Genomic DNA, 23,864 nt, shown 5'->3' with positions numbered 1-23,864 from the left:
CTTTAAATGAAAAGCACCCGGAAGTTCACATCTGTGAGCTTCCGGGTGAATGGATCTATTCTTCTACTGGACGTATTCGATTACAGGATGTCTACATACCCTTCTGTTCCATGCACGCGAATTCGCTGCCCATCTTTGATCAGTTTAGTGGCATTTTCCACTCCGACAACTGCCGGTAAGCCATATTCCCGGGCGATAACCGCTCCATGGGTCATCAGTCCGCCGACTTCGGTGACTAAGCCTTTTATGGATACAAACAAGGGTGTCCAGCTAGGGTCAGTAAAGGAGGTGACTAAGATATCCCCATCTTCCAGATCAGCATCTTCCATGGTTAAGATGACCCGTGCTCGTCCCTCTACAACTCCGGAAGAAACAGGCAGACCTGCAATAGCTTCCGCTGGAAGATTTTCTCGTTGGTATTCACCGGAGAGCGTTTCACCATCAGAGGTGATAACACGTGGGGGAGTTAGTTTTTCATAGAAGTTGTACTCGTCTTTTCGTTTGCTTACGATCTGGTAATCCAGTTTATTTGTGCGTACGACTTCGCGAAGTTCTTCAAACGTGAGATAGTAGATATCCTCTTTGTCATGAATAACGCCCATTTGTACGAGTTGTTCGGCTTCTTTCAGTAAAGCCTGTTTATAAAGGCCGTAGCGATTGACCATGCCGTATTTTGGATATTCACGATAACCGATGTAATTCCGCATTAGGTGGATCATTCGTTTTGTTTCTTTGGCTTTTTGTTCACCATCCGGTAATTGCTGCAATCGATCTAATAACTCTTGTTCTTCTTGCAAAGCTTCCAGTTGCCCTTGCTCAAATTTCCGCTGGCCGGCCTTATGTTCAAAGTTTTTGATGTTATTGAGAATCAAGGGGACAAGCGTCGTTGGCTTTTCGCTCCAACGGGTTTTCGTAATATCGATTTCTCCGGCACAGCGCATTCCATATTGGTTGAGATAAGCCGAGATAGCATCCTGGGCAACTTGCCCGCCGTCAACCTTAACCAGTTCAGCCCAAAAGTTATCATCGTTTACATGGTGCAAATAATCAATGACTTCCGGATAAGGGCTAATCACATCTGCCACATCCAAGAGCGCCAGACCCATTTCCGAGGTAATATTGTTGGGTACAGATTGAGAAAGGGTGTCTGCTACATTTTTTTCACCTAACCACTGGTTCATTTTTTCATTGATCCAGGCGTAAGCATCCATAGCAGCCATATATACAGCCGAACTTTGTGGGTCAAATAAAATCTTCTTTAACTCCTGGATGTCTTCCAGGATAAAATCCAATAAATCCAACCCTGATTTCCTTTGGATGGCTTGTTTTAACTCTTCTATGGATGTTTGACTACGCTTAATCAAATCAGAAACGATGGTCGGATTGTTTTCAATTTGTACTTGAGAATCCGCGGACGACACACGCTTATTGCTTTTACCGGAACTCGGTTCTTGCTTATCATTTGGCAACGATTTTATAAAATCTCCTCGCTTTATAACGGTCATGAGTGCGTCTTTCATGAGCGGATCGTGTTGTCCCATGGTATCCAATAACGTTTCTCTGCTGTCAGGTGAAGCCAGCAGATGTGTAACATCAACAAACAACCTTCCGCCGGCTTTAAACCTGGGTCCAAAGGATGTTAACTGGAATATCGACATTCCCAATGGTTTCATGGGGTCAATCATCATTTGCTGATGCCCTACAGATACGTAAACGTGATTTTCTTCATCGTTCGCTTCAGGGATCGGGTATAACGTAGTGATTGGCCGGCTCTGGACAATATAAAATGTATCAACAAGCAAACACCATTCGATGTCCTGAGGGCAGCCGAAATGTGCTTCGATCTGTCTTCCCAGGCGTGCCAGTTGTAAAATTTGCCGGTCAGTAAGTGTTTGAGTCTTTTGCTGATCAGGATCGATGGGCTGGGTCTTTGTTCCGCCTTCTTTTACTCCATAGACAGCCAATTTTTTAGTTGCTATCAGCTTATGGACGATTTCCCCTTCCCGTACTTTATAACAATCGGCAGATACCAAGCCGGAGACCAGTGCTTCTCCAAGTCCAAAACCGGCATCGATCGATAGCAGCTTTCGGTTAGATGTAAGGGGATCGGCGGTAAATAAAATCCCTGAAGCCTGTGGGAAAACCATCCTTTGAACAATAACGGATATATAAACTTGTCTGTGGTCAAATCTGTTTTGCATTCGGTAGATTACCGCACGATCCGTAAAGAGGGAAGCCCAACATTTGCTGATATGCTTTAGGATTGCTTCTTTTCCGATGATATTTAAATAGGTGTCTTGCTGACCGGCAAAAGAGGCCTGGGGTAAATCTTCAGCCGTCGCACTGGAACGCACTGCATAAGCATGTTCATCACCAAACCGGGAGAGATAGTGAGCAACTGCTTTCACAACATCGGAAGGAATTTCTACTTCCCTAATGATTTGTCGGATCTTCCTGCTGATTTCACTGATTTGATCCCGATTCTCTGCTTTTAGCAGGGTTAGTTGATCCAACAAGGTTTGAAACCTTTCGTTTTGTTCGATGGCTTTTTGATATCCCACGGTTGTAACACAAAATCCTTCCGGTACTTGTATTCCTTGAATTTTTGATAATTCCCCTAAATTCAACCCTTTTCCGCCAACGAGCAAAAGCTGTGTCTTTTCCATTTCCTGAAAACCTAGAACCAAAGAACTCATTCCATATCTCTCCTAACCATTACATTTCTTTTGGTTTCTTTGGCGTGCTCTTGCATTATAGCAGCAACAAATGGGAAGAAATAGTCTACATTTACAATTTTTTGTATGTTATAATTAAAGTAGGAAGAATTCAATGAAACCAGTTATTTAGCGAGCTGAAATAGTTCAAATAATGTAAGGAAGGGTCAGAAACCCTTCCTTTTGTTATATCATTGTTATGGCACATAGCGAAGGATCGAAGACCAGAGGGATTTCACGGCCTCCACAATCTTGATCCAATCAATAATTATTAAATTTGGACCAGTTGACTCTTAGTCTATAGAGAATACTATGTAATATAACGCTGAACACAATAGGAGAATAATTGGAATATGGGTTCATTCATCAATAAAAGAGTAAAAGGATTCGAAATTATTGCCCATCGCGGTTATCAACTTCTTTTCCCAGAAAACACATTAGCGGCATTCCGTAAAGCTTTGGATTTGGGTGCCGATGGTATAGAGCTTGATGTTCAAATGAGTTACGACAAAGTTCCCATCGTAATTCATGATGAGACCGTTGACCGGACTACTAACGGCCATGGCCCAGTCACTTCCATGACTCTTAAAGAACTAAGGGAACTTGACGCCGGAGCTAAATTTTCACATTTCTATCGTGGACAGAAAGTCCCTTCACTTCATGAAGCACTTCTTACCGTAAGACAAAAAGGGAAAATGTACATTGAGTTAAAGAAAACGGTTACCTCTTCTGACCTTGAGTGTATTCTTTATGAAATCTATAAATGTGAAATGGAAAACTACGTAACGGTTATTTCCTTCAATTTTGAACAATTGGAGAATTTCCGACATCTAAATTCATCTATTCCTTTAGGAAAACTGCTTTTACCTGGCGACTTCAATATTGAACGGATGAAAGAGGCTAACATTACTTTGGCTTGTGCACCATATCAAGCATTTATTGAAATACCCCAATTGCTTCCTTTGTTAAAGTTTAATGGGCTTGTACCAAATGCCAATGGAATTACTAACCGTCGTACAGCCAGATATTTGCTTCAAAGTGGTATCAATATTCTTGGCAGTGATATGGCCTTATAAATAATCAGCCCCTTGGAGCATAATTGCAGACGTCTGCCCTAATTGCACTGATGCTTCATAAAGTTTTCATCCAGACAGTCTTCATTTCTGTATATTGCCGGCTGGCCCACAGAGACTTATCTCTGCCAATAAATCCTGATTGTTTAAATCCGCCGAAGGGAGTTCCCATATCTCCTTCAGAAAAGCAGTTAACTGAAATTGTGCCTGCTTGAATTGCTTTGGATAGTCTATGAACTTCATTGACATCATTTGACCAGATTGAGGCATGCAGACCATATTCTGTATCGTTGGCCATCCGGATGGCTTCTTCTTCGTCTCCGAAGGTCATCACTCCTAAAACCGGTCCAAAGATTTCTTCTTTAGCAATGGTCATGCCGGCAGTAACGTTGTCAAAAATTGTGGGTTCGATAAAGCAGCCCCCCGTTTCCTGCAAGATTTGGCGTCCTCCATAGATGAGATCTGCACCCTCAGCCTTCGCCGTTTCAATATAGTCCAGAACTTTTTCCATATGAGGTCTCTCGATCATGGAACCTAAGCGGAATTGAGGATCTAAGGGATCTCCCACGGTCCAATCCTTGGTTTTCTCGATAACCGCCTTTAATAAGGCATCCTTAATGTCTTTATGCACAATCAGTCGGGAGTTGGCGCTGCAATTTTCACCCATATTCCAAAAGGCAGCCTGAGCAATTCCCTCGGCGGCAGCATCCAGATCGGTAATATTGGGCATGACGACGCAGGGATTCTTACCGCCTAACTCCAGGAGAACACGTTTTAGATTTGATTTGCCTGAGTACTCCAGTAAAGTACGGCCAACCGCCGTTGAACCGGTGAAGGTTATCAGATTGACATCCGGATGCAAGGCGATGGCTTCTCCCACCAATGCTCCGGAGCCGGTAACCACATTCAGGACTCCTTGGGGTATGCCTGCTTCCAAGGCTAATTCAGCGATCCTCAGCATAGTCATAGTGGTAAGCTTTGAGGGTTTTACAACCACGCTGTTGCCGGCGGCCAAAATAGGCCCCAGCTTCCAGGCCGCCATCAGCATGGGGAAATTCCAGGGAAGTACCGCCCCCACAACACCGATAGGTTCTCGTACAATCATACTTAAAATATCCGGACCGGATGCCGTGATCTGATCTTCAAGCTTATCCGCAGCCTCTGCATGCCAGGCAATACACTCAGCAGTCTCAACCACATCACTTTGAGCAATATCATAGACAGGTCTCCCGCTGTCCAAGGATTCCAGGACAGCCAGTTCATCCTTGTGTTCAAGGATAAGGCTGCTCATTTTCAGGAGAATCCTTTTCCTCTCGGCAGGTGCCAAGCCTGCCCACCGCTTGTCATTGAAAGCTCGGCGGGCGGCCTTAACGGCCAGCTCAACATCTTCGCCATTGCAAGCGGTAATCTCCGCTAATTTTTCGCCGGTAGCCGGGTTTTCTGTTATAAAGGTTTTGCCGGATAATGACTTTACCATTTTCCCATCGATCAGGGCATCCGTACAATATCGAATAGTTTGAGCAATTTTTTTATACTCAGATTTGCTTAATAATCCCATATATAACACTCCATTTCTCGTTAGAATCAATTTCTTTCTGATCAGCAATACCTGCTGTTTAAGCGGATTCAGACACGGTTTAATCCTTAGGCCTTAAAAAAATTAAATGCTGACCTTACCTGTAATTCCACAGCGTATTTCAACATCGCTTCATCAATATCAAAGGAGGAATTATGATGGGGATAATCCGTCTTCTTTTCCGCATTGCTGATCCCCACAAAGGTCATCACTGAAGGAACTCGCTGGCTGAATTCGGCAAAATCATCTCCTGCTAAACTGCGAAAGACTTCCAGATTATTGCCGGAAGAATAGGTATCCACAGCCGCCTTCTTAACCAGAGCCACCAAGTCCCCGTCATTAACCAGGGACGGGTTGCTCGGAATAAAGCTTAGTTCATAGCCTAAATTCAAAGAATCACAGGTTCCCTTAACTATTCTCTCAAAACCCTTCAAGACCCCAGGCTTAGCCACCCTTTCCTCATCGAAAAGAAATCGGATAGTACCGCCTAATTCCACACAATCAGGAATACTATTTCTGACCTTCCCACCTTGAATTTTCCCGAACATGATGACGATTGGCAGCAGAGGGTCAAATTCCCTGCTAGTGAGTAATTGAACGGCATCAATAACTTTTGCTGCCCCTAAAATTGGGTCTAAAGCAGTATGGGGCGCAGATGTATGGCCTGATTTACCAATAATTTTTAACTCAAATTCTTCGGTAGTTCCTAAGACAGGCCCTGCACTCAAGCCGATTTTGCCACTGGAAATGGGACTCCAAAGATGAATAGCTAAAGCGGCGTCAACTTTAGGATTTTCCAAAACCCCAGCCTTAATCATGTCCAGAGCGCCTGCCACTTCTTCATTGGGCTGGAAGATAAACTTAACGCATCCCTTAATTTCATCCTTATGGTTTGCTAATACCTTGGCGACAATAAGTTGAACAGCACAGTGACCATCATGTCCGCAAGCATGCATGACTCCTGAAATCCGGGACTTGAATGCTAAATCTGTTTTTTCTTCTACAGGGAGCGCATCCATATCAGCCCGGATTAATAAGGTCTTACCCGTTCCCCCTTTGCCCCTTAATAAGCCTACAACTCCAGTCCCGGCCACCCTGGTTACTTCTAAGCCAAGGTTTGCCAGATAGTCTGCTATAATGCCTGAGGTGCGGAATTCCTGATATCCCAACTCAGGATATTGATGAAAATCACGTCGCAGGGAAATGAGCTCTTCTTCTAGCAAGGCAATTTCATGTTTGATATTATCCATAATTCCTTTTACTCCCTTAACTAAACTTCACTTAACCAGCAATTGGCGGGAGAAGTCAACGAATAATTCGCACCCTTGCTCTGTAACCCGAAAAGGCTCACTGATCTCCACCCCATAATCCTCCTGCCAAATGCCGGGGATCATATGAAAGGTCATATTGGGCTGCAGGACGGTCTTGTCCCCGGGCCGGATACTGGCAGTATGTTCACCCCAGTCAGGCGGATAATTCAGACCCATGGAATAGCCGATCCGGGAATCTTTGATAAAGCCGCTTTTTTCAATGCTCTTTTTCCATACTCTTTCAATCTCCGCGCAGGTCACACCAGGTTTAATAAAATCAAGAGCAGCACTGATCCCCTCAATGACCACCCTGGACAAATCTTTGACTTTTTGGGGTGCTTCGCCCAGAATCATGGTTCTGGCCAAAGGAGCATGATAACGTTTATAACAACCGGCCAGCTCCAGAATGACTAAGTCTCCATGTTTATATCGTCTATCCGTCCAAGTCAAATGGGGAGTTGAGGTTCTCTCTCCCGAAGGCATCAAGGGCACAATAGCCGGATAATCTCCTCCGAAATCCTCCGTTCCGGTCATCTGGGCATGATAAACCTTAGCGGCAACGTCACATTCTCTAACTCCAATTTGAACGGCATTCATAGCTGTCTGCATGACGTTTTTGACAATTTGGGTAGCCTTTTTCATATATTCGATTTCCTGATTGGATTTGACTAATCTTACCCAATTGACAAGCAGGTTGGCATCTTGGAAAGCCGCCTTAGGCAGATCATGCTTCAAGCTTTCCAAGCATTTTGCGGTAAAGTAGTAGGAATCCATTTCCACGCCTATCGAGGCTTCTCCATAACCGTTTTCCTGTAAAATAGTTGCCACGTAGTCCATAGGATGCTTAAGAGTGGAGTGAACATAATCATCGGTATAGGCTCGAATATGGTCTGAGTCTAACCAGGTCGTAACTTTGGCACCATTAGCATCCTGCCCTCTGCCCACCCATATGGGCTGTTCTTGATCAATGAGGACAATAACTAATTGGTGAACATAAAATGACCAGCCATCATAACCCGTCAGATAATTCATATTGGCGGGATCTGTCACCAGCAAGACCCGTATTCCCAGCTCATTCATCCTTTCCTTCACTTTTTGCAGGCGAGTTTGATACTCAGACTCTTCGAAATTTAACATCCCGCTCATCCTTTCCTAACTATAAAAATTCAGAATTGCCGATTGTGACATAGGGAAATCTAATCCAGGACAAAAGGAAATGGCGCTTTGAATTACTCTTACAAGTAACCCTAAGCGCCATTGCTTTGCTTATTCAGCTTACCGAACTGGTTGGGTCAGTGTATCTATGATTGATTGACAGCTTCTTCTATCTTATAAGTAATAATATGGTTTTTCAGAGCCTTTTTACAGTTTTCCAAATCAGCCAGCTTCAAATATCTGATAATCTCATAATGATCTTTGGCCGTTACATCAAGATCACCTGTAAGCTGAGTATCTATAACCATAGCCATTTGGAGTTGGACATAAAGATCGTGCAAAACCTTTTCCCTTCGTTTGCTGCCGGATTTTTCCCATAAATAGCTGTGAAACTCCATATCTTTTTGGTTCACTCTAACGATTTTTTCAGCCTCTTCACCCTGACCTTCTGCAATTCTTTCCATTTCCATGACGATCTCAGTTAAATTACAAAAGTCCCCCTCAGACAATTTATTTTCCCTAACGATAATTTCCAGAACACTATTTTCCAAAAGAATCCTTATATCAAAAATTTCCCTTACATCTTCCAAACCCATCCTGACAACAAAGTTGCCTTTCCGGGGTACTGATTTCATCAGACCCTGGTTTTGCAACTCCCTGATTCCCTCCCGTACGGGGGCTCGACTGATCCCCAGCTCTGCAGCTATATTGACCTCAGTAACATGATCCCCCTCTTTAAAATGTCCGGACAGGATCTTATTTTTAAGGTAATCTACAACCAAAGAGCTTAGATTCCCAGGCACCAATCTTTTTTCTTCTCTCATAACAGCCTCCCCTGGATCTTACCCGCGTAGTAGGCAATATTAATCAGCGCAATTTGCAGCTTCACAGCATATATCGATAATCACGATAATTCTTAGTAAAACAACCAATATCCTCGGCTACTCCGGAGGGGTCTTCCTTTTTTACGATAATTCTCTGGAAACAATCTGCAATAAACTGCATATCTCCTTCTTGCATTCCATTTCTGGTAACCTCAGCAGTCCCTATCCGTATTTCCTTGTCCAGTTGGCCAAAGTCATCGGAGCATAGGATATGGGCTTTCTCCAATAATTTAGAGATTTCCAGCCCACTGCCGAATTCGCTGACATCGGCCAGAATCAGATGGGTTTGGGAATAGCCCTTACCGGAGCCAATAACCTTGAAGCCATTTTTCTCCATGTACATACCCAGGGCTTGAGAATTTTTAATCACTTGGGTACCATAATCTTTTCCAAAGGTCTTCATTTCTAACATTGATACAGCCAAAGCCGGAAGACGATGTAAATGATGACTGGTAACCAATGAAGCTCCTAAGGTATTGCCCATTTTCTCATACATCTCAAACTTATTGGTGAGAATAAAGCCGCCCTGGGGTCCGGGAAATGATTTATGAGTACTGCCGAACATTACGTCAACGCCCTCTTCCAGAGGGTTAGGAAATACTCCCCCTGCAATGAGTCCATTGACATGAGAGGAATCATGAACTAAGATAATTCCTTCCTTAGCAGCTATATCCTTGATCTCAGCAATGGGCTCCGGCCAGAGCATACCCGATCCTCCGAAAATCAGCATCTTTGGTTTCAACTCACAAAGCATTTTTCTTAGTTTGGGAAGATCCACAGCCCTATCTTCATCGAAAGGTATGAAATCGGTTCTAATGCTTTGATTTAAGTGAGACGCTTCGCGCATCAAAGTAACTAAACCATGACCCCAATCTTTAAGCTCTATTTCCAGGACCAAATCATTGGGGGAGAGCAGGCCGAGCACTGCTGCCACACCGGCGATATGCCCCCCAATCGGTCTTAAATCTGCATAGGCGGCACCAAATACGTCCTTTACCAGGTTTTGAGTCTTTGTTTCAAATTCATGAATGTATTTATTGCCCCGGTATTCTCTCGCTGCAGGATTTGCCGTCGAGTAACAACCGTAGCGGTTGCCAAAGTCAGAGGTCAAATGATTGCGCACTGTCGGACTGGAGTAGTTTTCTGAAGCGATTAAATTTAAACAACTCTGTCGGTATTGAACATGTTTGTTAACCAGATCGTCTATTTCCTCGATGTTATTAAACATTCTGCTCTCTCCTTTAATTATCGGACCTCTGATAAAAGGGCTTTTAAACTAAACCGTAAAATCACCTTCGGAATCGGCTTAAGAAGGTAATTGTCCGCGGGTTTTGCGGGTTTCCAAACAATTGTTCAGGAGGGCCCTGTTCAATAATTTTGCCATCCATAAAAATAACCCGATCAGCGACTTCGCTGGCAAACGCCATTTCATGGGTAATCAGGAGCATCGTCATGTTGCCTTCTTCGGCAATCTCTTTTAGAACGGCAAGCACTTCTCCCACCATTTCCGGGTCAAGGGCTGAGGTCACTTCATCAAAAACCATAACTTTGGGACGCATCACCAAGGCCCGGGCAATAGCCACCCGTTGTTGCTGTCCTCCTGAAAGCTGTCTCGGGTAATTATCCAGCTTTTGACCCAAACCAACTTTATCCAACATAGCTGCAGCCTGCTCTTTAGCTTCTTGCTTAGCGATGCCAAGCACATGAACAGGAGCTTCCATAACGTTTTTTAGAATTGACATGTGGGGAAAGAGGTTAAACTGCTGAAAAACCATCCCTACATGACCACGTACTTTGTGCAGATGCTTGTCATCGGCAAGGACCAGTTGGCCATTGACGGTTTTATGCCATAGTTGTTCTCCATTAACCTCTATGGTACCGGCTGTCGGCTTTTCCAGGGTCACCAGCATACGCCCTAAAGTGGTCTTCCCTGAACCGCTCGGACCAATCACGGCAACCTTTTCGCCGGGGGCAATATCCAAGTCGATTTCATTTAATACTTGGAGACTGCCAAAAGACTTGGCTATTCCCCGGTAACGAACCATAGGCTCAGACTTTACTTCTGCTTCATATTTCATTGATCCGCCCCTCCTTTTTCTGTTTGAACGTTAAACTGCTGATGTTTGGATCAATTAGAGATTTATAAATTCTGGTTTAATTGGGCATTCAGTTGTTGAACAAGCAGCGACAACAGGTAACTCAACCCTAAAAATATGAGACCAGCCATAGTAATTGGTTCTAAGTAGCGAAAGGAGTCTGCTCCAATAATTTTGGCAGTTCCCAACAATTCAATCAGGGTAATCGCTGAAAGCAAAGGAGTGTCCTTGAGTAAGGCAATTAAATAGTTGCCCAAAACCGGGATCATCGGTGGAATCGCTTGAGGAATAATAATTCTCAGCCAGATATAAGTCCGGGAAAAATTCAACACGCCGGCAGCTTCCCACTGACCCCTGGGAATCGACTCAATCCCTGCTCGGTAGACTTCAGATAGATAAGTACTGTAATGAATCCCCAAAGTAAGTACACCCGCTAAAAATGGGGATAAGGCAAAGCCGAACTTAGGCAGTACATAAAAGACGAAAAATACTTGGGCCAGCAAAGGGGTGCTCCTGACAAATTCAACCAGTCCCCCTACAAGCCAAACCAGAGGCTTGATCCTGGACCTCTTGAGGATCGCTATAATTAAACCCAAGACACAGCTTAAAAGGAACGCCACAAAGGTGGCACCGAGGGTTATCTGTAAAGCCTTCAGTAATTTCGGCAAAATTGAAACTGAAAAACTCCAATCCCACATTTCCCACATTATTAAGCCCTCCCCACAGAAATTTTTCGTTCAACCCAACGAACTCCCAGGGTAAGGGGATAGGCCAGGCAGAAATAAATGAGCAGCACCATCCCAAACACTTCTGTTGTCCGAAGGGTCGTATTCTGCAGCATACTGGCCTGGAACATCAAATCATTCAAGGTGATCAGAGAAACGATAGCCGTGGCCTTTAACAATTCAATCAGGTAATTGCCAAAGGTCGGAATCATGATCAGAAAAGCCTGAGGCAAAATAATTCGCCAGAGAATCTGTCTGGGCTTCATATTTAAAACAATTCCTGTCTCTGTCTGTCCTTTGGGTACTGCAAGAATTGAACTGCGCACAACTTCCGAACCATAGGCACCGAAGTGTAAGCCAAGAATCAAGATCCCTGCTTGCATTGCCGTTAGATTCACGTTGAAAAGAGGCAAAACAAAATACACCCAGAATAGTTGGACAAGCAAAGAGGTTCCCCGAAAGAACTCCGTATAAACCCCTGCGATAATCCTAATTAGCTTGAATTTGGCCAAACGTCCAAAGCCCACAAGAAAAGAGACGCCAAAGGCTAACACAGCTGATACTAAGGTAAGTTCAATGGTTATTCCTGCCCCTCGTAAAAGGATCGGCAAAATATCAAATGGCTGGCTCATGGCACACGCTCCTTGTTTCAGATGTCTTAGGAAAAAACCAGAGATTGGAAGGAGTGAGGGGCTGAGGTTCGTTTTCCTGGCTCCGAACCTCTTGCCGCCTAAAATCCCCCACTTCCTTGAGGAGATGATTTTTAAGTAAGCCTAAACCTGAACGAGTTTACTTTGCCAGCACTTGTTCTACCGTAATTCCTTGAGGCAGGTTGTCTTCTGTAAAACCAAAGGGCTTTATTATGGCCAGCAGTTCACCGGACTTCTCCATATCGGCCAGCTCCTTATTATAGGCGTCCCGAAAATCGTTGTCAGTCTTTCTGAAGACCGCGGCTCCATAACCCACAATGCTCTTGCCGTCTATGACGGGCTGGGTAAATTCCCTGACCCTCTCAAGGCTGGAATCTTTGGCCGTATCTAAGACGGATTGCAGGGCCGGCCCTGACATGGTGATCACATCCACCCGACCGGCCTGCAGGGCTGCCAGGGCAGAAGGCTGATCCGGAACCGAGACGATCTGCGCTTCCGCAACCCCTGATCCAATGAGCGCTTTAATTTCTGCCGAACCGGACATAGCCCCCACTTTAACCTTAGAATCAGCACCGATATCTGCATAACTGTGCAGGTTCAGGGGATTTCCGGCCTTGACAGCGATGCCTTCCCCGATTTGATAATCGGGATTGGCAAAACCAACCTGCTTGGCCCGGTCCGCGTTAATCCACATGCCGGCGGTGATCATATCGAAACGGTTGGCATTTAAACCGGGGATCAGGGAGCCAAACTCGGTCAACACCCCGTTCATCTCCTTAATTCCTAATTTCTGAAGGATGACCCGGGAGACTTCCACGGCTTCGCCGGTTAATTTTCCCTCCGGTGTAGCATAAGCATAGGGTGCTTCATTGGCAAAACCTACGGTGATATACCCTTGCCGCTTTGCTTTTTCTAAGACAGTTTCTTCTTTTGGAGCCGGATTATCAGTCTTTGCCCCGGAACTGCACCCCACTAAACTTGCTCCTAAAATGAAAACACTGAGGATGGCCAGAATCACTGATCTTCTCTTCATTTTTTCTTCCTCCTTTGTTCTGCCTTTTGTCTGCTCGATTGCTCAATACTCAGGTTCTTTTGATGCTCACCCTTGGTTAACAATGGATAACCTCTTTCATTCTGCTCACTATTGTCGATTGTCGACAATTCTTGATAAAAAATAAACTTGATGGTTGTATTCTCTCCCCCTTTTTTGCTTTAGTCACTTTCTCAACAAGCACAGATGCTAACTTATGCAATACAAAATGGTGCTTCGAGCTACTCTTGCGAGTATCCTCAAAGCACCATTGCTTGCATAATTTAATTCTCCCAGGTTGTTTCGGCTGTGCACACCTTATGACTGTCATTCTAATCCATTGTTAATTATATTGCAACACCTTTTCCGGATGAATCCTGTATACCTGATTTAAATCCTTCCTATTGTTTCCATTAACTCCCGCTCCTCTTCCATGATCCTAAAAGGATGAGCGCCTGGGTGCAGGTCAAATTCGTCACCGGTGACGAATTTGGATGGCCGACCTGCTGCCCTAAAGGGACTGCTCACCCTTAGTCATTAAAACCCAGCCAATAGCCAGGGTAATAAACAAACCTAGGATCATGGGTAGCAGGATCACTATAACTCCATAATAGCTCTTACGCAAATTTTGCCGATCATTAAGCCCCGCTGTATTTTCCGGGGCTGGAGTGGCCGTGAATTTAGCTGTTTGCTTGATTTCCCCCTCGTCCCCCGGCAAGGAGACAGTCAGGTTCGCCTGCAGGTTTAGGGGTTTAAAGTAATCACAGCTCAGCTTAAGGACGCAGACATTTTCCTGGGAGGCCTTGAACTGAGCGAAAAGTTCAGTTCCACTCCTGCCGGCAAAGGCCTGGCCGCCCGACTTCTGAGCAATTTGATCAGCTGCGTTCTTAAAGTCCTCATCCGCCGAAGCTTGCTGGTTTAAAATCAAGGTATAAACGGGCAATCTGTCAACATCAAGATAGTTTTTCAGGTCATCACAACTGAGACAATCTCCTTCGACTCCCCCGTCGGTAATAAGCACAATAACCCGCCGGGAGGGAATATCTGAAGCTGCCCTTCCTTGGTCATAAGCTTCGCGGATCCCCGAATATAAATAAATCCCTGTCCTGGCATCCAAAGATAGGGCATTTCCAAGAGTTTTAGTTACCATGTCTGAAGAAGCATTGCTCATAAAATCCTTAACCGGCTGCAGCTTGCTGCTCACACTGAAGACAGCCACTTTGTCCTTTGCACTGACAAAGCCAAATAATCCTTCTAATATACTCCGGACTTCACTGGAATAGTTTGGCACAGATGCCGATGTATCGACCAGGAACAGGTAGGCTGTATTTTCAATAACTTTGTTTCCTTTCCTGACCGGCTGAATATCTGTTATTTGGACGGGAGTATCATTGATTTTAATGCTCAAATTCTTTTCAAGTTTGCTATTATTCATATTGACATTATCCAATTGCAGAAATAGCCTCAAGTCCGGTAAGTTCGACTCTACTTGAGTAATTCTCAGCTTTGAATCACCGGCTGCCCTGCTGACGCCGGCAGCTATGAGGACTGTCAGAATTAACAGCATTAGTCCAAAAAGGGTCCCTCCTTTTACCGTCCCAATTGCACTCCCCCTTCCATCTGAAATGACATTGTTATACTATGCTGGGGAGGAGTCGATTTAGATTAACAAATACTGACATAAATAAGGAGAATCTCCAGGTCAAGCCGTCAGTTTTACTCCCCCGGCCGCGTCTATTAAATATGGAGTTGTTATTGGTGTATTGAGGAGGGTTTTAAAAATGAAAAAGGCTCGGTTTTTAGTAGTTTTGCTCATGGTGTTTGTCTTTCTTACTTTGCCTGAGCTAGGCAAAGCAACCGACGAAGAGGTAACGGTAACCCAGGAACATAGTCTGCCCACAGTGGAAACCGCCGAAAATTTGCGCAATCTCTTGAAAGAATCGCAAAGTTCCAGAACATTGCTGGGACAAGGGAGAGTCTATGCCGTTGACGTAACGCTGGGATCCGTCAATAAATCCGCACAAACAGTCGATGAGGCAGCACCCTCTTCAGCCAATTTTGATATGACGACGGGAAATTCCGGTCATTCAACCACTAATCTGCAAGTGGCCGGTGTGGATGAAGCCGATATTATTAAAAACGATGGTCAATACATCTATCAGGTAAACCAGCAGGAACTCATTGTCACTCAGGCTTATCCCGCCAATCAGATGCACATACTCAGCCGTATAGGCTTTAAAGAGGGAGAATTCACTCCCCGGGAGCTCTATGTGGATGATCATTATCTGGTCTTAATCGGCAATACTTATTACCCGGAAACTTCCCCTTCCTATGCTCCAAAGGTTCAGCCTCAAGTTAAGGGTGCTTCCCAAGTACAAATATATCCCCCCGTATGGACTCCTTTCACCACCAAGGCCATCGTCTATGACCTGGCCGATAAAAGCAATCTGCAGAAGCTGCGGGAAGTAGAGCTGGACGGGGACTATGTGTCTTCCCGCAAAATCGGTTCCAACCTTTATTTAATCGCCAACAAGTATTTGGACACTTATCGTATTATGGAACAAGGTGAGGAACCACCCCTCCCCAGTTATCGGGATACTGCCGGCCAAGGGGATTTTTCAGCCATAGGCTACCAAGACATCCGCTACTTTCCCCAATCCATTGAAGCCAATTATTTGCTGATAGCTGCTCTTGATCTGGATCAAAAGGATAAAGAAATGCAGGTGGCGGCTTATCTGGGTTCCGGTCAGGCTGTCTATGCTTCTGCCTCCAATCTCTATGTGGCGGTAACCCAATACCAGCAGGTTCATCAATCCGACCCTGCTCAGCCTTCACCTGAATCTGCAGCAGAAGCGCAGCCGGCCTCTAATAGCTCTTCTAAATTAATTCCCGGTTCCTTAACAACCACAACGGCTCTCTATAAATTCGGACTGGCTCAAGGGGGAACCACCTATAAAGCTAAAGGGGAAGTTCCCGGCACCATTCTTAATCAGTTTGCCCTGGACGAAGATAAGGGCTGCTTAAGGATTGCGACAACGACCGGTCAAATTTGGCGAACGGATGAGTTTACCTCAAAAAATAATGTCTATGTCCTGGATGAAAACCTCCAACTGACAGGCCGGATCGAAGATATTGCGCCCGGTGAGAAAATCTATTCCGTTCGCTTTATGGGAGATCGCGGCTACTTGGTAACCTTTAAAAAAGTCGATCCCTTCTTTGTCCTGGACCTTAAAGATCCCACGGCTCCGACAATTTTAGGGGCTTTGAAAATCCCGGGCTACAGTGATTACCTCCACCCTTATGATGAGAACCATATCATTGGTTTCGGCAAAGACACCATCGAAGTAAGCCAAAACAGCGGTCCGGGCAGCCTGACCGTTGAAGCCGGGGACTCGACGGCCTTTTACCAGGGTCTTAAGCTTGCCGTCTTTGATGTAACGGATGTTGCTCATCCTGTAGAGATGTTTAAGACAACGATCGGGGACCGGGGAACGGATTCCGAACTGCTTCACAACCACAAAGCCTTGCTGTTTGATAAAGAACGAGGGATTTTATCCTTCCCTGTTACCCTTATGGAAGTTGCCAATTCAAGCACCGCCAACTCAAGAAACGGCTTCCCTGACTATGGGCAATTCACCTATCAGGGTGCTTATGTTTATCATTTTGATCTGGTCAAGGGCTTCACCTTAAGAGGAAGAATAACCCATCTTAAGGATGAGGACATTTTGAAATCCGGTCAAGTTTATCTGAACAGCTCTAAGGCCATAGAGCGGATCATTTACATCCAAGACACACTCTATACCATTTCTCCGGAAATGATTAAGGCCAATGATCTTAGGTCACTGCAAGAGAAGAACAGCTTAATTCTAAAATAGGTCTTGAGGTTAAGGTGATTTGAATTGAACAGAAAAGAATTCTCAAATAAAGTTTATGAGATCGTTAAAGATATTCCTTGCGGTAATGTCGCCACTTATGGAATGATTGCCTTTTTATGCGGTTACCCCAGACATTCCAGAATGGTTGGGCAAGCACTCCATCATGTCCCGGACTTCCTCAATATCCCTTGTCATAGGGTCGTAAACGTTCAGGGTCGTTTAGTTCCGGGATGGACCGGGCAAAAACAACTTTTAGTCAATGAAGGTATCCGCTTCAAGGAAAACGGGTGCGTGGATTTGAAAAAGTATCTGTGGCAGGTAAATTCAGGAATAGTATAAGCGGTGAAAGGGACCAGGTTCTTGACCTGGTCCCTTCGCTATTGAAATCAATAAATATTTATTGATTTACGATAAATAATATATTACAATCAACTCAAGAAAAATCAGTGAGGTGCTTTTTATGAAACGAGAAACACTGTTTTTAAAGGTCGTTGTTTTTCTCATGGGAATTCCGGTTCTTGCCTTGTGTCTCTTTGGGTTGCCCCCGATAGCTAAAGAAGCAGCGGAACATTTTCCGACTTATTGGGTGTATCCCTCTATAATCGGCATGTATGGCGCAACGATACCTTTTTACGTTGTATTGTATCAGGCTTTTAAACTTTTAACCTATATTGACAAAAACATAGCTTTCTCGGAATTATCGGTAAACAGTTTAAAGACGATAAAATACTGTGCGATCTCAGTCGGTGTTTTGTTTTCGGCAAGTATGCCGCTCTTTTATCTCGTCGCGGATGCAGACGATGCCCCGGGTCTCTTATTACTCGGATTGGTCATTGCTTTTGCTCCAATTGTCATTGCCGTCTTTGCTGCTGTTCTTGAAAAGCTTTTAAAAGATGCTATTGATATTAAATCCGAAAATGATCTGACGATTTGAGGTGAGTAATATGGCAATTATTATCAATCTTGATGTGATGTTGGCCAAACGAAAAATGAGCCTCACAGAACTTTCGGAGAGAGTCGGAATTACGATTGCTAATCTTTCCGTCTTAAAAACCGGTAAGGCAAAAGCGATTCGGTTATCTACTTTAGAGGCTATCTGTGCAGCTTTAGACTGTCAACCGGGGGATATTCTCGAATACAGAAAGAATAATTAAAGGTTTGGAGGTTATTATGGAAAATCTCATTTTTAAAAATCTAGAGCAACCGTCCGAGTTAGAAAGACTTTATCGTCAGGAGCCTGAGAAATTTATTAGAGCCTTTCCCGAGGTATTTAAAGAAAATCAGAATCTAACCATCCTGAAAGTTTGGCATGAACGACTAAATTTTGATCTGACAAGGGATGAAAGGATGGAACCCGATGCTAAGCGGAAAGACCTTCTGTTAATTATTGTGATTTCGTTGCTGGCCGGAACCATTGCCAGGTTTTTGTTTCCATCCATTGATAAAGGATTAATTAATCCGGCCAATATTGTTTTTTCCGTTCTCCCTTTGCTTTCCTTCTATTTCCTTTTAAAAAACAACCCTTCGAAAAAGCTTATTCTGTCAATTAGCCTATCCTACCTGGCGGTATTGATTTACCTGAACTTTCTGCCTGTAAATAACTCAGACACTATTATTTTGGCTAATCTGCATTTACCCTTTTTCTTATGGTCGTTAGTTGCAATATCCTTTATGGGAGACTATCGCCTGCAGCCAGGAAAAGTATTGGAATACCTGAAGTACAACGGTGAGCTTTTAATTAGCGCTGGTCTGTTACTCATTTGCGGTGTCGTTTTAACAGCTTTGACCATTAATTTATTTGCGGCAATTCAAGTCAAAATAGACAATTTCTATATGAACAAAATTGCGATATATGGAGTTGCCGCTTCACCATTTGTCGGTACTTATTTAGCGAAAACCAGGGGCCTGACTAAAAATATTGCACCTTATTTAGCCAAGGTCTTTAGTCCTTTAGTTTTAATAACCTTAGCTGTCTATTTAGCTACAATCATTGTTATGCAGAAGAATCCTTATACCGATCGGGAGTTCTTATTAATTTTCAACTTAATGCTGATCTTAGTCTTAGCCATCACGATTTTTTCCGTCGCAGGAAGAGAAACCGGCTCAAAAATTGCTTTCAATGATCGAATAATCTTCGCCTTGCTAACAGTTGCTATACTGATTGACTGCGTGGCATTATCAGCTATTTTGTTCCGATTAACGTCTTATGGCATAACTCCAAACCGGTTGGCAGTTTTGGGTATGAACCTTATTGTATTCGTCCACTTAGTAAGGATTACGGTTAATTATTTCCGGTTTCTATTGGGTAACGTTAAAGTGGAGAGGATTGAGGCTGCCATTACGCGATATTTGCCTGTTTATTCACTTTGGACGCTTATGGTTACCATTGTCTTTCCGATAATTTTCACGTTCAAGTAAGATTCAAGTTAGTGAATTAAAAGGAGAATACCCCTTTTTCCAAAAACGTTTAAAACGTTATGAAAAAAGGGGTATTTCGCCTTTTCTTCTGGTTGCTTGTGAAGTGAGAGCCTTGTTTAATGAAGTTGATAGTTAACTCAAGAGTCTGCCGGCAATGACCATCCTTTGTACTTGCTGGGTTCCTTCATAGATTTGCAGGATCTTAGCATCCCTCATCAGCTTTTCCACGGGGTAATCCTTCATGTACCCATAACCGCCATGAATTTGCACGGCATCCACCGTTACTTCCATAGCGATATCCGCTGCATAAAGCTTGCACATAGCGCCGAATTTAGGGTCTATTCTTTTAGCGTCTATCTCTGAGGCAGCCAGGAACACCAAACTTCGAGCCGCTTCTACTTTGGTAGCCATATCCGCCAGCATAAAACCAATTCCTTGGTGCTGGCCAATAGGCTTGCCAAACTGGGTTCTAACCTTAGCGTATTCAATGGACTCTTCCAGGGCCCTGCGCGCCACCCCGACTGCTGCTGCCCCTATACTCATCCTGGTCCGGTCCAGGGTCTGCATGGCAATTTTAAAGCCATCCCCTTCTTGCCCCAGCAGATCTTTGGCCGGAACCCGTACATCTTCGAAAATCACTTCTGCTATATGGGAAGCCCTGTCCCCCAGTTTATCTTCCACCTTTCCCATGGAAACACCGGGATTATCACCGGATACCAGAAAGGCGCTGATCTTTTTGCTCCCTTTAACCTTGGCAAAAACTGTGTACATACTTGCTATACCACCATGGGTAATAAAACACTTGGTACCGTTAATAATGTAGTCGTCACCAACTTTTTCCGCCCGGGTGACCATGGATTTTGCATCAGAGCCGGCACCGGGTTCGGTGAGACAAAAGGACCCCAAAAGGGGTTTTTCGGCAAATTGCGGCAGCCACCTGTCTTGCTGTTCTTCCGTCCCTGCAATCAGGATTGGCGTAAGGGCCAGGGTATTTCCGTCCCATGCTCCGCTGATTCCCAAACATCCGTAAGCCAGTTCTTCAATGAGGATGGCTTCAGTTACATGGTCCAGTTCCAAGCCATTGTATTTTTGGGGCAGATTAAAATTCCACAAGCCAATCTCAAACCCTTTTTGAATAATGGGCCACGGCATTTCATTTTTTTGGTCGTATTCTGCTGCAACAGGAATAATCTCATTTTTAGTAAATTTTCGAACCATAGCCTGCAACTCTTTTTGTTCGTCGGTAAGTTCAAAGCTTATCATAAATACACCTCCAAAAACTAGCCATAATCCTGCTCAGGGGGGCTTTATTCAACCCAGATTATTGCTCCCGCACCCTGGGTTAAACCGCCGCAGATAGCACAGGCCGCAAAACCTCCGCCATTCTCTCTTAAATTGTAGGCTGCCGTCATCATGATTCGAGCTCCGGTTGCAGTGTTGGGATGACCGGTAGCAATGGCACTGCCGTTAACATTTAGCTTATTCTTTAAATCCTGATATTTCCGGGCGTCATTATCCAAAATCGGTTTTTCAGATGCCTCTTTAACCATATCCTTATAATCACCGCTTAAGAATCTGCCGTTGGATAGAAGTTTGCAGGAAACCAGCGGCACACAGGCAAAAGCTTCATTAATCTCCAGATATTTCAGATCATCCATTGTCAGCTTTGCTTCATCTAAGCATTTCTTAATGGCGAAGGCGGGGGAGACAGGCATGATTCTTGGCTGCAAAGCAATGGCCGCAACAGATACTAAGGTATAAATTATTTCCAGCCCCAGTTCCTCGGCGTATTCTCTGGTGGTGAAAATTTGGGCGGCAGCACCGTCGTTCATTCCCGGGGCGTTACCCGCAGTACAGGTGGGATTGCCAAAAATCGGCTTTAACCTGGCCAGGGCTTCCGGAGTAATATCTGAGCGATATTGTTCGTCTTTATCCAGCATTAAATTAGAAATAACCTTGCCCTTTTTATCTGTTTTGATTATTTCCAGAGGGGTCATTTCCTTTTGAAAGAAACCCCGCTCCCAAGCCGCACCATAGTTCTTGTGGCTTTTATAGGCTAATTCATCCTGCTCTTCCCGTGATACTCCATATTCGATGGCCACGTTGCCGGAGTCAACGGCGACGGGGGCATAGTCTTTGTATCCCAAGGGAATGATGGGGTCTTCAGCCATAAAGGAGCTGTGCTTCTTCCCCTCCCAGCGAAGATCCCGCAGTAAAAAGGGCACGGTGCTGAAACTAGTGGAGCCGCCCGTCATGACCACTTTAGCCTCACCTAATTTAATGCTTCTGGCTCCGTATTTCACCGTGGTCAAGGCTGAAGTGCAAGCCTGGTCGAAAGTTATGGACGGTGTTTCCGGGGAAATTCCGGCCTTGAGCATGGTTTGCCGGGCCACCACGGGCGTAAAGGGGTCTTTACAGTTGGTAGTGTCCCCGTTCCCCCACCAGACCTCATCAATTAAGTTGGGATCCAACTTGATTTTCTCCATGGCATTCTTCATGGCAATGGCGCCCAAATCGTAAATATCCAGATCTTTCATGCTCCCGCCGAAACGACCGAAGGGCGTCCGGACGGCGCTTACGCAAACAATGTCGTCGTTACTTTTCTTAAAACTCATCTTCTTCACTCCCCTGGTTTTGTTTTAAAGCTCATCCGCCGCGTCAGACTACCAGTCCGCCGTCAACCCCCAGCACCTGACCTGTTATATAGGAAGCGTAATCCGAGGCCAGGAACAGGTAGGTATGAGCTATGTCCTGCACTTCACCCAGCCGGTTCAGCGCTGTTTTTTCCTTCATGACTCCCAGTAACTTCTCCGGAACCTTGGCGGTCATGTCGGAGATAATAAAGCCCGGGGCCACAGCATTAACCCGTATACCCTTTCTGCCCAGTTCTTTGGCCCAGGACTTGGTCATCCCGATAACTCCCGATTTGGTCGCGGCATAGTTGGTCTGTCCGATATTGCCATACAGGCCAACCACAGAAGAGGCGTTAAGAATAACTCCCCCTCCCTGTTCAACCATGGCCGGAACGACAAGCTGGGTACAATTAAAGACACCCTTTAAGTTAACTCCGATAACCCTATCCCATTGAGCCTCCGTCATTTTAAGCAGCATGGCATCGGCGGTAATTCCCGCATTGTTGACCAAAATATCGATTTGACCGAAGCGCTCCTTGGTTTCATCGACCATGGCCTGAACATTATCCCTGTCCGTCACGTCCACTTGCCTAAAAATGGCTTGGCCGCCCGATGTGTTAATGTCGCCGGCGGTTTTTTCTCCCGCTTCCTTATCGAAATCGGCCACCACCACTTTGGCCCCTGCGCGGGCAAAGACCAGAGCAGTTTCCCTGCCGATTCCTCTTGCCCCACCGGTAACAATGGCTACCTTGTCTTTTAAGAGCATACGATTTTCCTCCTTGATTTTCTCAATTTTAATACTTATAGAAACCTCTGCCCGTTTTTCGGCCTAAGTCACCGCCTCTGACCATCTGTTGGAGCAGCGGCGCGGGAGTGTATTTATCCCCGAAGTCTCCTTTCATGGTTTCCAGGCCCTTAAGGACTATATCCGCACCTACCAGATCAATTAAGGCCAGCGGTCCGATGGGGAAATTGCAGCAGAGCTTCATGGCCTTATCAATTTCCTCAGGATCGTTGCCATCCATCACGCACTTCACCGCCTCATTAAGCATGGCGTCCAGAATCCGACTGACGATAAACCCAGCGTAGTCCGCGGCTACAGCCGTTTCTTTGCCTAAAGACTTAACATAATCCAAGCTGATCTGCAGAGTTTCGTCGGAAGTATGACGGCCGCGAATCAACTCCACTCCCTTCATCAAGGGAACCGGATTCATAAAGTGGATTCCCACGAATTTGTCCAGCCGTCCTGTGCCGCCGGCTATGGCCGCGATGGGAAGGGTGGATGTGTTGGAGCCAAAAATAGCATGCGGAGGAGCTATTTGATCGATCCTCTTGAAAATATCCTGTTTCAGGGCAAGGTTTTCAAAAACTGCCTCAACTACCAGGTCGGCATCCCGGACAGCTCCGGCCAAATCAGTGGTGGTTTTGATCCGGCCCAGAATCTCATCTCTGGACTCAGCCGTCAGCTTACCCTTTTCCACGCTCTTATCCAGCGACTTGGTAATGGCTTTCATGGCCTTTTCCAAGCTATTCTCGGATATATCATTTAAACTGACCTGATAACCCGCCTGAGCCGACACTTGGGCAATCCCTAGGCCCATGGCACCGGCACCGATAACTGCCACATTTTTAATTTCCATGTTGCTTAACACCCCTTTTTCAATCGTCTTTTTTCCGGAGTCTTTTAGTCTCAATCATTGTTTAGAAGTTATTAAAGGTCTATCG

General features: G+C 45.0%; 21 protein-coding genes. 6 read left to right on the top strand and 15 right to left on the bottom strand.

From position 1 onward, the window contains the following. Positions 1–80: 80 nt before the first annotated feature. Complete coding sequence (ppsA, locus tag DESYODRAFT_RS11430; RefSeq protein ID WP_007783143.1) at positions 81–2,696, bottom strand: phosphoenolpyruvate synthase; 2,616 nt, start codon at positions 2,694–2,696, stop codon at positions 81–83. Positions 2,697–3,067: 371 nt separating this feature from the next. On the opposite strand from ppsA, the gene DESYODRAFT_RS11425 reads away from it, so the two are divergent. Next, positions 3,068–3,790 (top strand): glycerophosphodiester phosphodiesterase, encoded by a 723-nt coding sequence (locus DESYODRAFT_RS11425; protein WP_007783141.1) that lies wholly within the window; start codon positions 3,068–3,070, stop codon positions 3,788–3,790. Positions 3,791–3,845: 55 nt separating this feature from the next. Here the strand turns inward: DESYODRAFT_RS11425 and DESYODRAFT_RS11420 are convergent, their stop codons facing one another. From DESYODRAFT_RS11420 to DESYODRAFT_RS11375, 10 genes are all read right to left on the bottom strand, one after another. Then, entirely contained in the window at positions 3,846–5,345 is a 1,500-nt protein-coding gene (locus tag DESYODRAFT_RS11420) for an aldehyde dehydrogenase (protein WP_007783139.1), read from the bottom strand. A gap of 86 nt (positions 5,346–5,431) precedes the next feature. Further along, positions 5,432–6,613: a M20 metallopeptidase family protein gene (locus DESYODRAFT_RS11415; protein ID WP_007783138.1), complete on the bottom strand. Its 1,182-nt coding sequence runs from the start codon at positions 6,611–6,613 to the stop codon at positions 5,432–5,434. Between the two features lie 27 nt (positions 6,614–6,640). Next, on the bottom strand, positions 6,641–7,810 hold the full coding sequence (locus tag DESYODRAFT_RS11410) for a M24 family metallopeptidase (RefSeq protein WP_007783135.1): 1,170 nt from the start codon (positions 7,808–7,810) through the stop codon (positions 6,641–6,643). Between the two features lie 164 nt (positions 7,811–7,974). Then, positions 7,975–8,652 (bottom strand): GntR family transcriptional regulator, encoded by a 678-nt coding sequence (locus tag DESYODRAFT_RS11405; protein WP_007783133.1) that lies wholly within the window; start codon positions 8,650–8,652, stop codon positions 7,975–7,977. A gap of 61 nt (positions 8,653–8,713) precedes the next feature. After that, the gene (locus DESYODRAFT_RS11400) at positions 8,714–9,940 is read right to left on the bottom strand and encodes a serine hydroxymethyltransferase (protein WP_007783132.1); all 1,227 of its coding nucleotides are present in this window, start codon (positions 9,938–9,940) and stop codon (positions 8,714–8,716) included. Between the two features lie 61 nt (positions 9,941–10,001). Beyond that, complete coding sequence (ehuA, locus tag DESYODRAFT_RS11395) at positions 10,002–10,790, bottom strand: ectoine/hydroxyectoine ABC transporter ATP-binding protein EhuA (protein WP_007783129.1); 789 nt, start codon at positions 10,788–10,790, stop codon at positions 10,002–10,004. 62 nt (positions 10,791–10,852) lie between these two features. After that, positions 10,853–11,506 (bottom strand): ectoine/hydroxyectoine ABC transporter permease subunit EhuD, encoded by a 654-nt coding sequence (gene ehuD / locus DESYODRAFT_RS11390; protein ID WP_042339634.1) that lies wholly within the window; start codon positions 11,504–11,506, stop codon positions 10,853–10,855. Between the two features lie 11 nt (positions 11,507–11,517). Beyond that, positions 11,518–12,165 carry an ectoine/hydroxyectoine ABC transporter permease subunit EhuC gene (gene ehuC, locus DESYODRAFT_RS11385; protein WP_007783127.1) on the bottom strand — a complete coding sequence of 216 codons (648 nt, stop codon included), beginning with the start codon at positions 12,163–12,165 and terminating at the stop codon, positions 11,518–11,520. Positions 12,166–12,322: 157 nt separating this feature from the next. Continuing rightward, the gene (ehuB, locus tag DESYODRAFT_RS11380) at positions 12,323–13,216 is read right to left on the bottom strand and encodes an ectoine/hydroxyectoine ABC transporter substrate-binding protein EhuB (RefSeq protein ID WP_007783125.1); all 894 of its coding nucleotides are present in this window, start codon (positions 13,214–13,216) and stop codon (positions 12,323–12,325) included. A gap of 508 nt (positions 13,217–13,724) precedes the next feature. Further along, positions 13,725–14,780, bottom strand: a complete 1,056-nt coding sequence (locus tag DESYODRAFT_RS11375; protein ID WP_007783123.1) for a vWA domain-containing protein — start codon at positions 14,778–14,780, stop codon at positions 13,725–13,727. Between the two features lie 214 nt (positions 14,781–14,994). On the opposite strand from DESYODRAFT_RS11375, the gene DESYODRAFT_RS11370 reads away from it, so the two are divergent. The 5 genes from DESYODRAFT_RS11370 to DESYODRAFT_RS11350 all read left to right on the top strand — a co-directional run bounded on the left by DESYODRAFT_RS11370 (position 14,995) and on the right by DESYODRAFT_RS11350 (position 19,506). Beyond that, on the top strand, positions 14,995–17,088 hold the full coding sequence (locus DESYODRAFT_RS11370) for a beta-propeller domain-containing protein (protein WP_007783122.1): 2,094 nt from the start codon (positions 14,995–14,997) through the stop codon (positions 17,086–17,088). Between the two features lie 24 nt (positions 17,089–17,112). Next, complete coding sequence (locus tag DESYODRAFT_RS11365) at positions 17,113–17,427, top strand: MGMT family protein (protein WP_007783119.1); 315 nt, start codon at positions 17,113–17,115, stop codon at positions 17,425–17,427. A gap of 121 nt (positions 17,428–17,548) precedes the next feature. Then, positions 17,549–18,022 carry a DUF2975 domain-containing protein gene (locus DESYODRAFT_RS11360; RefSeq protein WP_007783118.1) on the top strand — a complete coding sequence of 158 codons (474 nt, stop codon included), beginning with the start codon at positions 17,549–17,551 and terminating at the stop codon, positions 18,020–18,022. A gap of 10 nt (positions 18,023–18,032) precedes the next feature. Continuing rightward, positions 18,033–18,242 (top strand): helix-turn-helix domain-containing protein, encoded by a 210-nt coding sequence (locus DESYODRAFT_RS11355; RefSeq protein WP_007783116.1) that lies wholly within the window; start codon positions 18,033–18,035, stop codon positions 18,240–18,242. A gap of 16 nt (positions 18,243–18,258) precedes the next feature. Next, entirely contained in the window at positions 18,259–19,506 is a 1,248-nt protein-coding gene (locus DESYODRAFT_RS11350) for a hypothetical protein (protein WP_007783114.1), read from the top strand. A 132-nt stretch (positions 19,507–19,638) separates the two neighbouring features. On the opposite strand, the gene DESYODRAFT_RS11345 is transcribed toward DESYODRAFT_RS11350, so the two are convergent. Genes DESYODRAFT_RS11345 through DESYODRAFT_RS11330 form a run of 4 tightly spaced genes read right to left on the bottom strand, consistent with a single transcriptional unit; the run spans position 19,639 to position 23,803 of the window. After that, a complete protein-coding gene (locus DESYODRAFT_RS11345; protein ID WP_007783112.1) occupies positions 19,639–20,769 on the bottom strand; it encodes an acyl-CoA dehydrogenase family protein in 1,131 nt (376 codons plus the stop codon). Positions 20,770–20,813: 44 nt separating this feature from the next. Beyond that, a complete protein-coding gene (locus tag DESYODRAFT_RS11340) occupies positions 20,814–22,121 on the bottom strand; it encodes a thiolase family protein (protein ID WP_007783110.1) in 1,308 nt (435 codons plus the stop codon). A 43-nt stretch (positions 22,122–22,164) separates the two neighbouring features. Beyond that, positions 22,165–22,905 (bottom strand): 3-oxoacyl-ACP reductase FabG, encoded by a 741-nt coding sequence (gene fabG, locus DESYODRAFT_RS11335; protein WP_007783108.1) that lies wholly within the window; start codon positions 22,903–22,905, stop codon positions 22,165–22,167. 28 nt (positions 22,906–22,933) lie between these two features. Further along, a complete protein-coding gene (locus DESYODRAFT_RS11330; protein WP_345788223.1) occupies positions 22,934–23,803 on the bottom strand; it encodes a 3-hydroxyacyl-CoA dehydrogenase family protein in 870 nt (289 codons plus the stop codon). Positions 23,804–23,864 lie beyond the last annotated feature (61 nt).

The organism is Desulfosporosinus youngiae DSM 17734, assembly GCF_000244895.1.
Taxonomy (GTDB): Bacteria; Bacillota; Desulfitobacteriia; order Desulfitobacteriales; family Desulfitobacteriaceae; genus Desulfosporosinus; species Desulfosporosinus youngiae.
The sequence above is the reverse complement of the archived record's forward strand: the minus strand, read 5'-3'. Positions and strand labels throughout refer to the sequence as shown.

What these genes read in the sequence shown, in the direction of transcription:
- ppsA (WP_007783143.1), bottom strand. Translation starts at nt 2,696, where the DNA reads ATGAGTTCTTTGGTTCTAGGTTTTCAGGAAATGGAAAAGACACAGCTT.
- DESYODRAFT_RS11425 (WP_007783141.1), top strand. Translation starts at nt 3,068, where the DNA reads ATGGGTTCATTCATCAATAAAAGAGTAAAAGGATTCGAAATTATTGCC.
- DESYODRAFT_RS11420 (WP_007783139.1), bottom strand. Translation starts at nt 5,345, where the DNA reads ATGGGATTATTAAGCAAATCTGAGTATAAAAAAATTGCTCAAACTATT.
- DESYODRAFT_RS11415 (WP_007783138.1), bottom strand. Translation starts at nt 6,613, where the DNA reads ATGGATAATATCAAACATGAAATTGCCTTGCTAGAAGAAGAGCTCATT.
- DESYODRAFT_RS11410 (WP_007783135.1), bottom strand. Translation starts at nt 7,810, where the DNA reads ATGTTAAATTTCGAAGAGTCTGAGTATCAAACTCGCCTGCAAAAAGTG.
- DESYODRAFT_RS11405 (WP_007783133.1), bottom strand. Translation starts at nt 8,652, where the DNA reads ATGAGAGAAGAAAAAAGATTGGTGCCTGGGAATCTAAGCTCTTTGGTT.
- DESYODRAFT_RS11400 (WP_007783132.1), bottom strand. Translation starts at nt 9,940, where the DNA reads ATGTTTAATAACATCGAGGAAATAGACGATCTGGTTAACAAACATGTT.
- ehuA (WP_007783129.1), bottom strand. Translation starts at nt 10,790, where the DNA reads ATGAAATATGAAGCAGAAGTAAAGTCTGAGCCTATGGTTCGTTACCGG.
- ehuD (WP_042339634.1), bottom strand. Translation starts at nt 11,506, where the DNA reads ATGTGGGATTGGAGTTTTTCAGTTTCAATTTTGCCGAAATTACTGAAG.
- ehuC (WP_007783127.1), bottom strand. Translation starts at nt 12,165, where the DNA reads ATGAGCCAGCCATTTGATATTTTGCCGATCCTTTTACGAGGGGCAGGA.
- ehuB (WP_007783125.1), bottom strand. Translation starts at nt 13,216, where the DNA reads ATGAAGAGAAGATCAGTGATTCTGGCCATCCTCAGTGTTTTCATTTTA.
- DESYODRAFT_RS11375 (WP_007783123.1), bottom strand. Translation starts at nt 14,780, where the DNA reads ATGCTGTTAATTCTGACAGTCCTCATAGCTGCCGGCGTCAGCAGGGCA.
- DESYODRAFT_RS11370 (WP_007783122.1), top strand. Translation starts at nt 14,995, where the DNA reads ATGAAAAAGGCTCGGTTTTTAGTAGTTTTGCTCATGGTGTTTGTCTTT.
- DESYODRAFT_RS11360 (WP_007783118.1), top strand. Translation starts at nt 17,549, where the DNA reads ATGAAACGAGAAACACTGTTTTTAAAGGTCGTTGTTTTTCTCATGGGA.
- DESYODRAFT_RS11355 (WP_007783116.1), top strand. Translation starts at nt 18,033, where the DNA reads ATGGCAATTATTATCAATCTTGATGTGATGTTGGCCAAACGAAAAATG.
- DESYODRAFT_RS11350 (WP_007783114.1), top strand. Translation starts at nt 18,259, where the DNA reads ATGGAAAATCTCATTTTTAAAAATCTAGAGCAACCGTCCGAGTTAGAA.
- DESYODRAFT_RS11345 (WP_007783112.1), bottom strand. Translation starts at nt 20,769, where the DNA reads ATGATAAGCTTTGAACTTACCGACGAACAAAAAGAGTTGCAGGCTATG.
- DESYODRAFT_RS11340 (WP_007783110.1), bottom strand. Translation starts at nt 22,121, where the DNA reads ATGAGTTTTAAGAAAAGTAACGACGACATTGTTTGCGTAAGCGCCGTC.
- fabG (WP_007783108.1), bottom strand. Translation starts at nt 22,905, where the DNA reads ATGCTCTTAAAAGACAAGGTAGCCATTGTTACCGGTGGGGCAAGAGGA.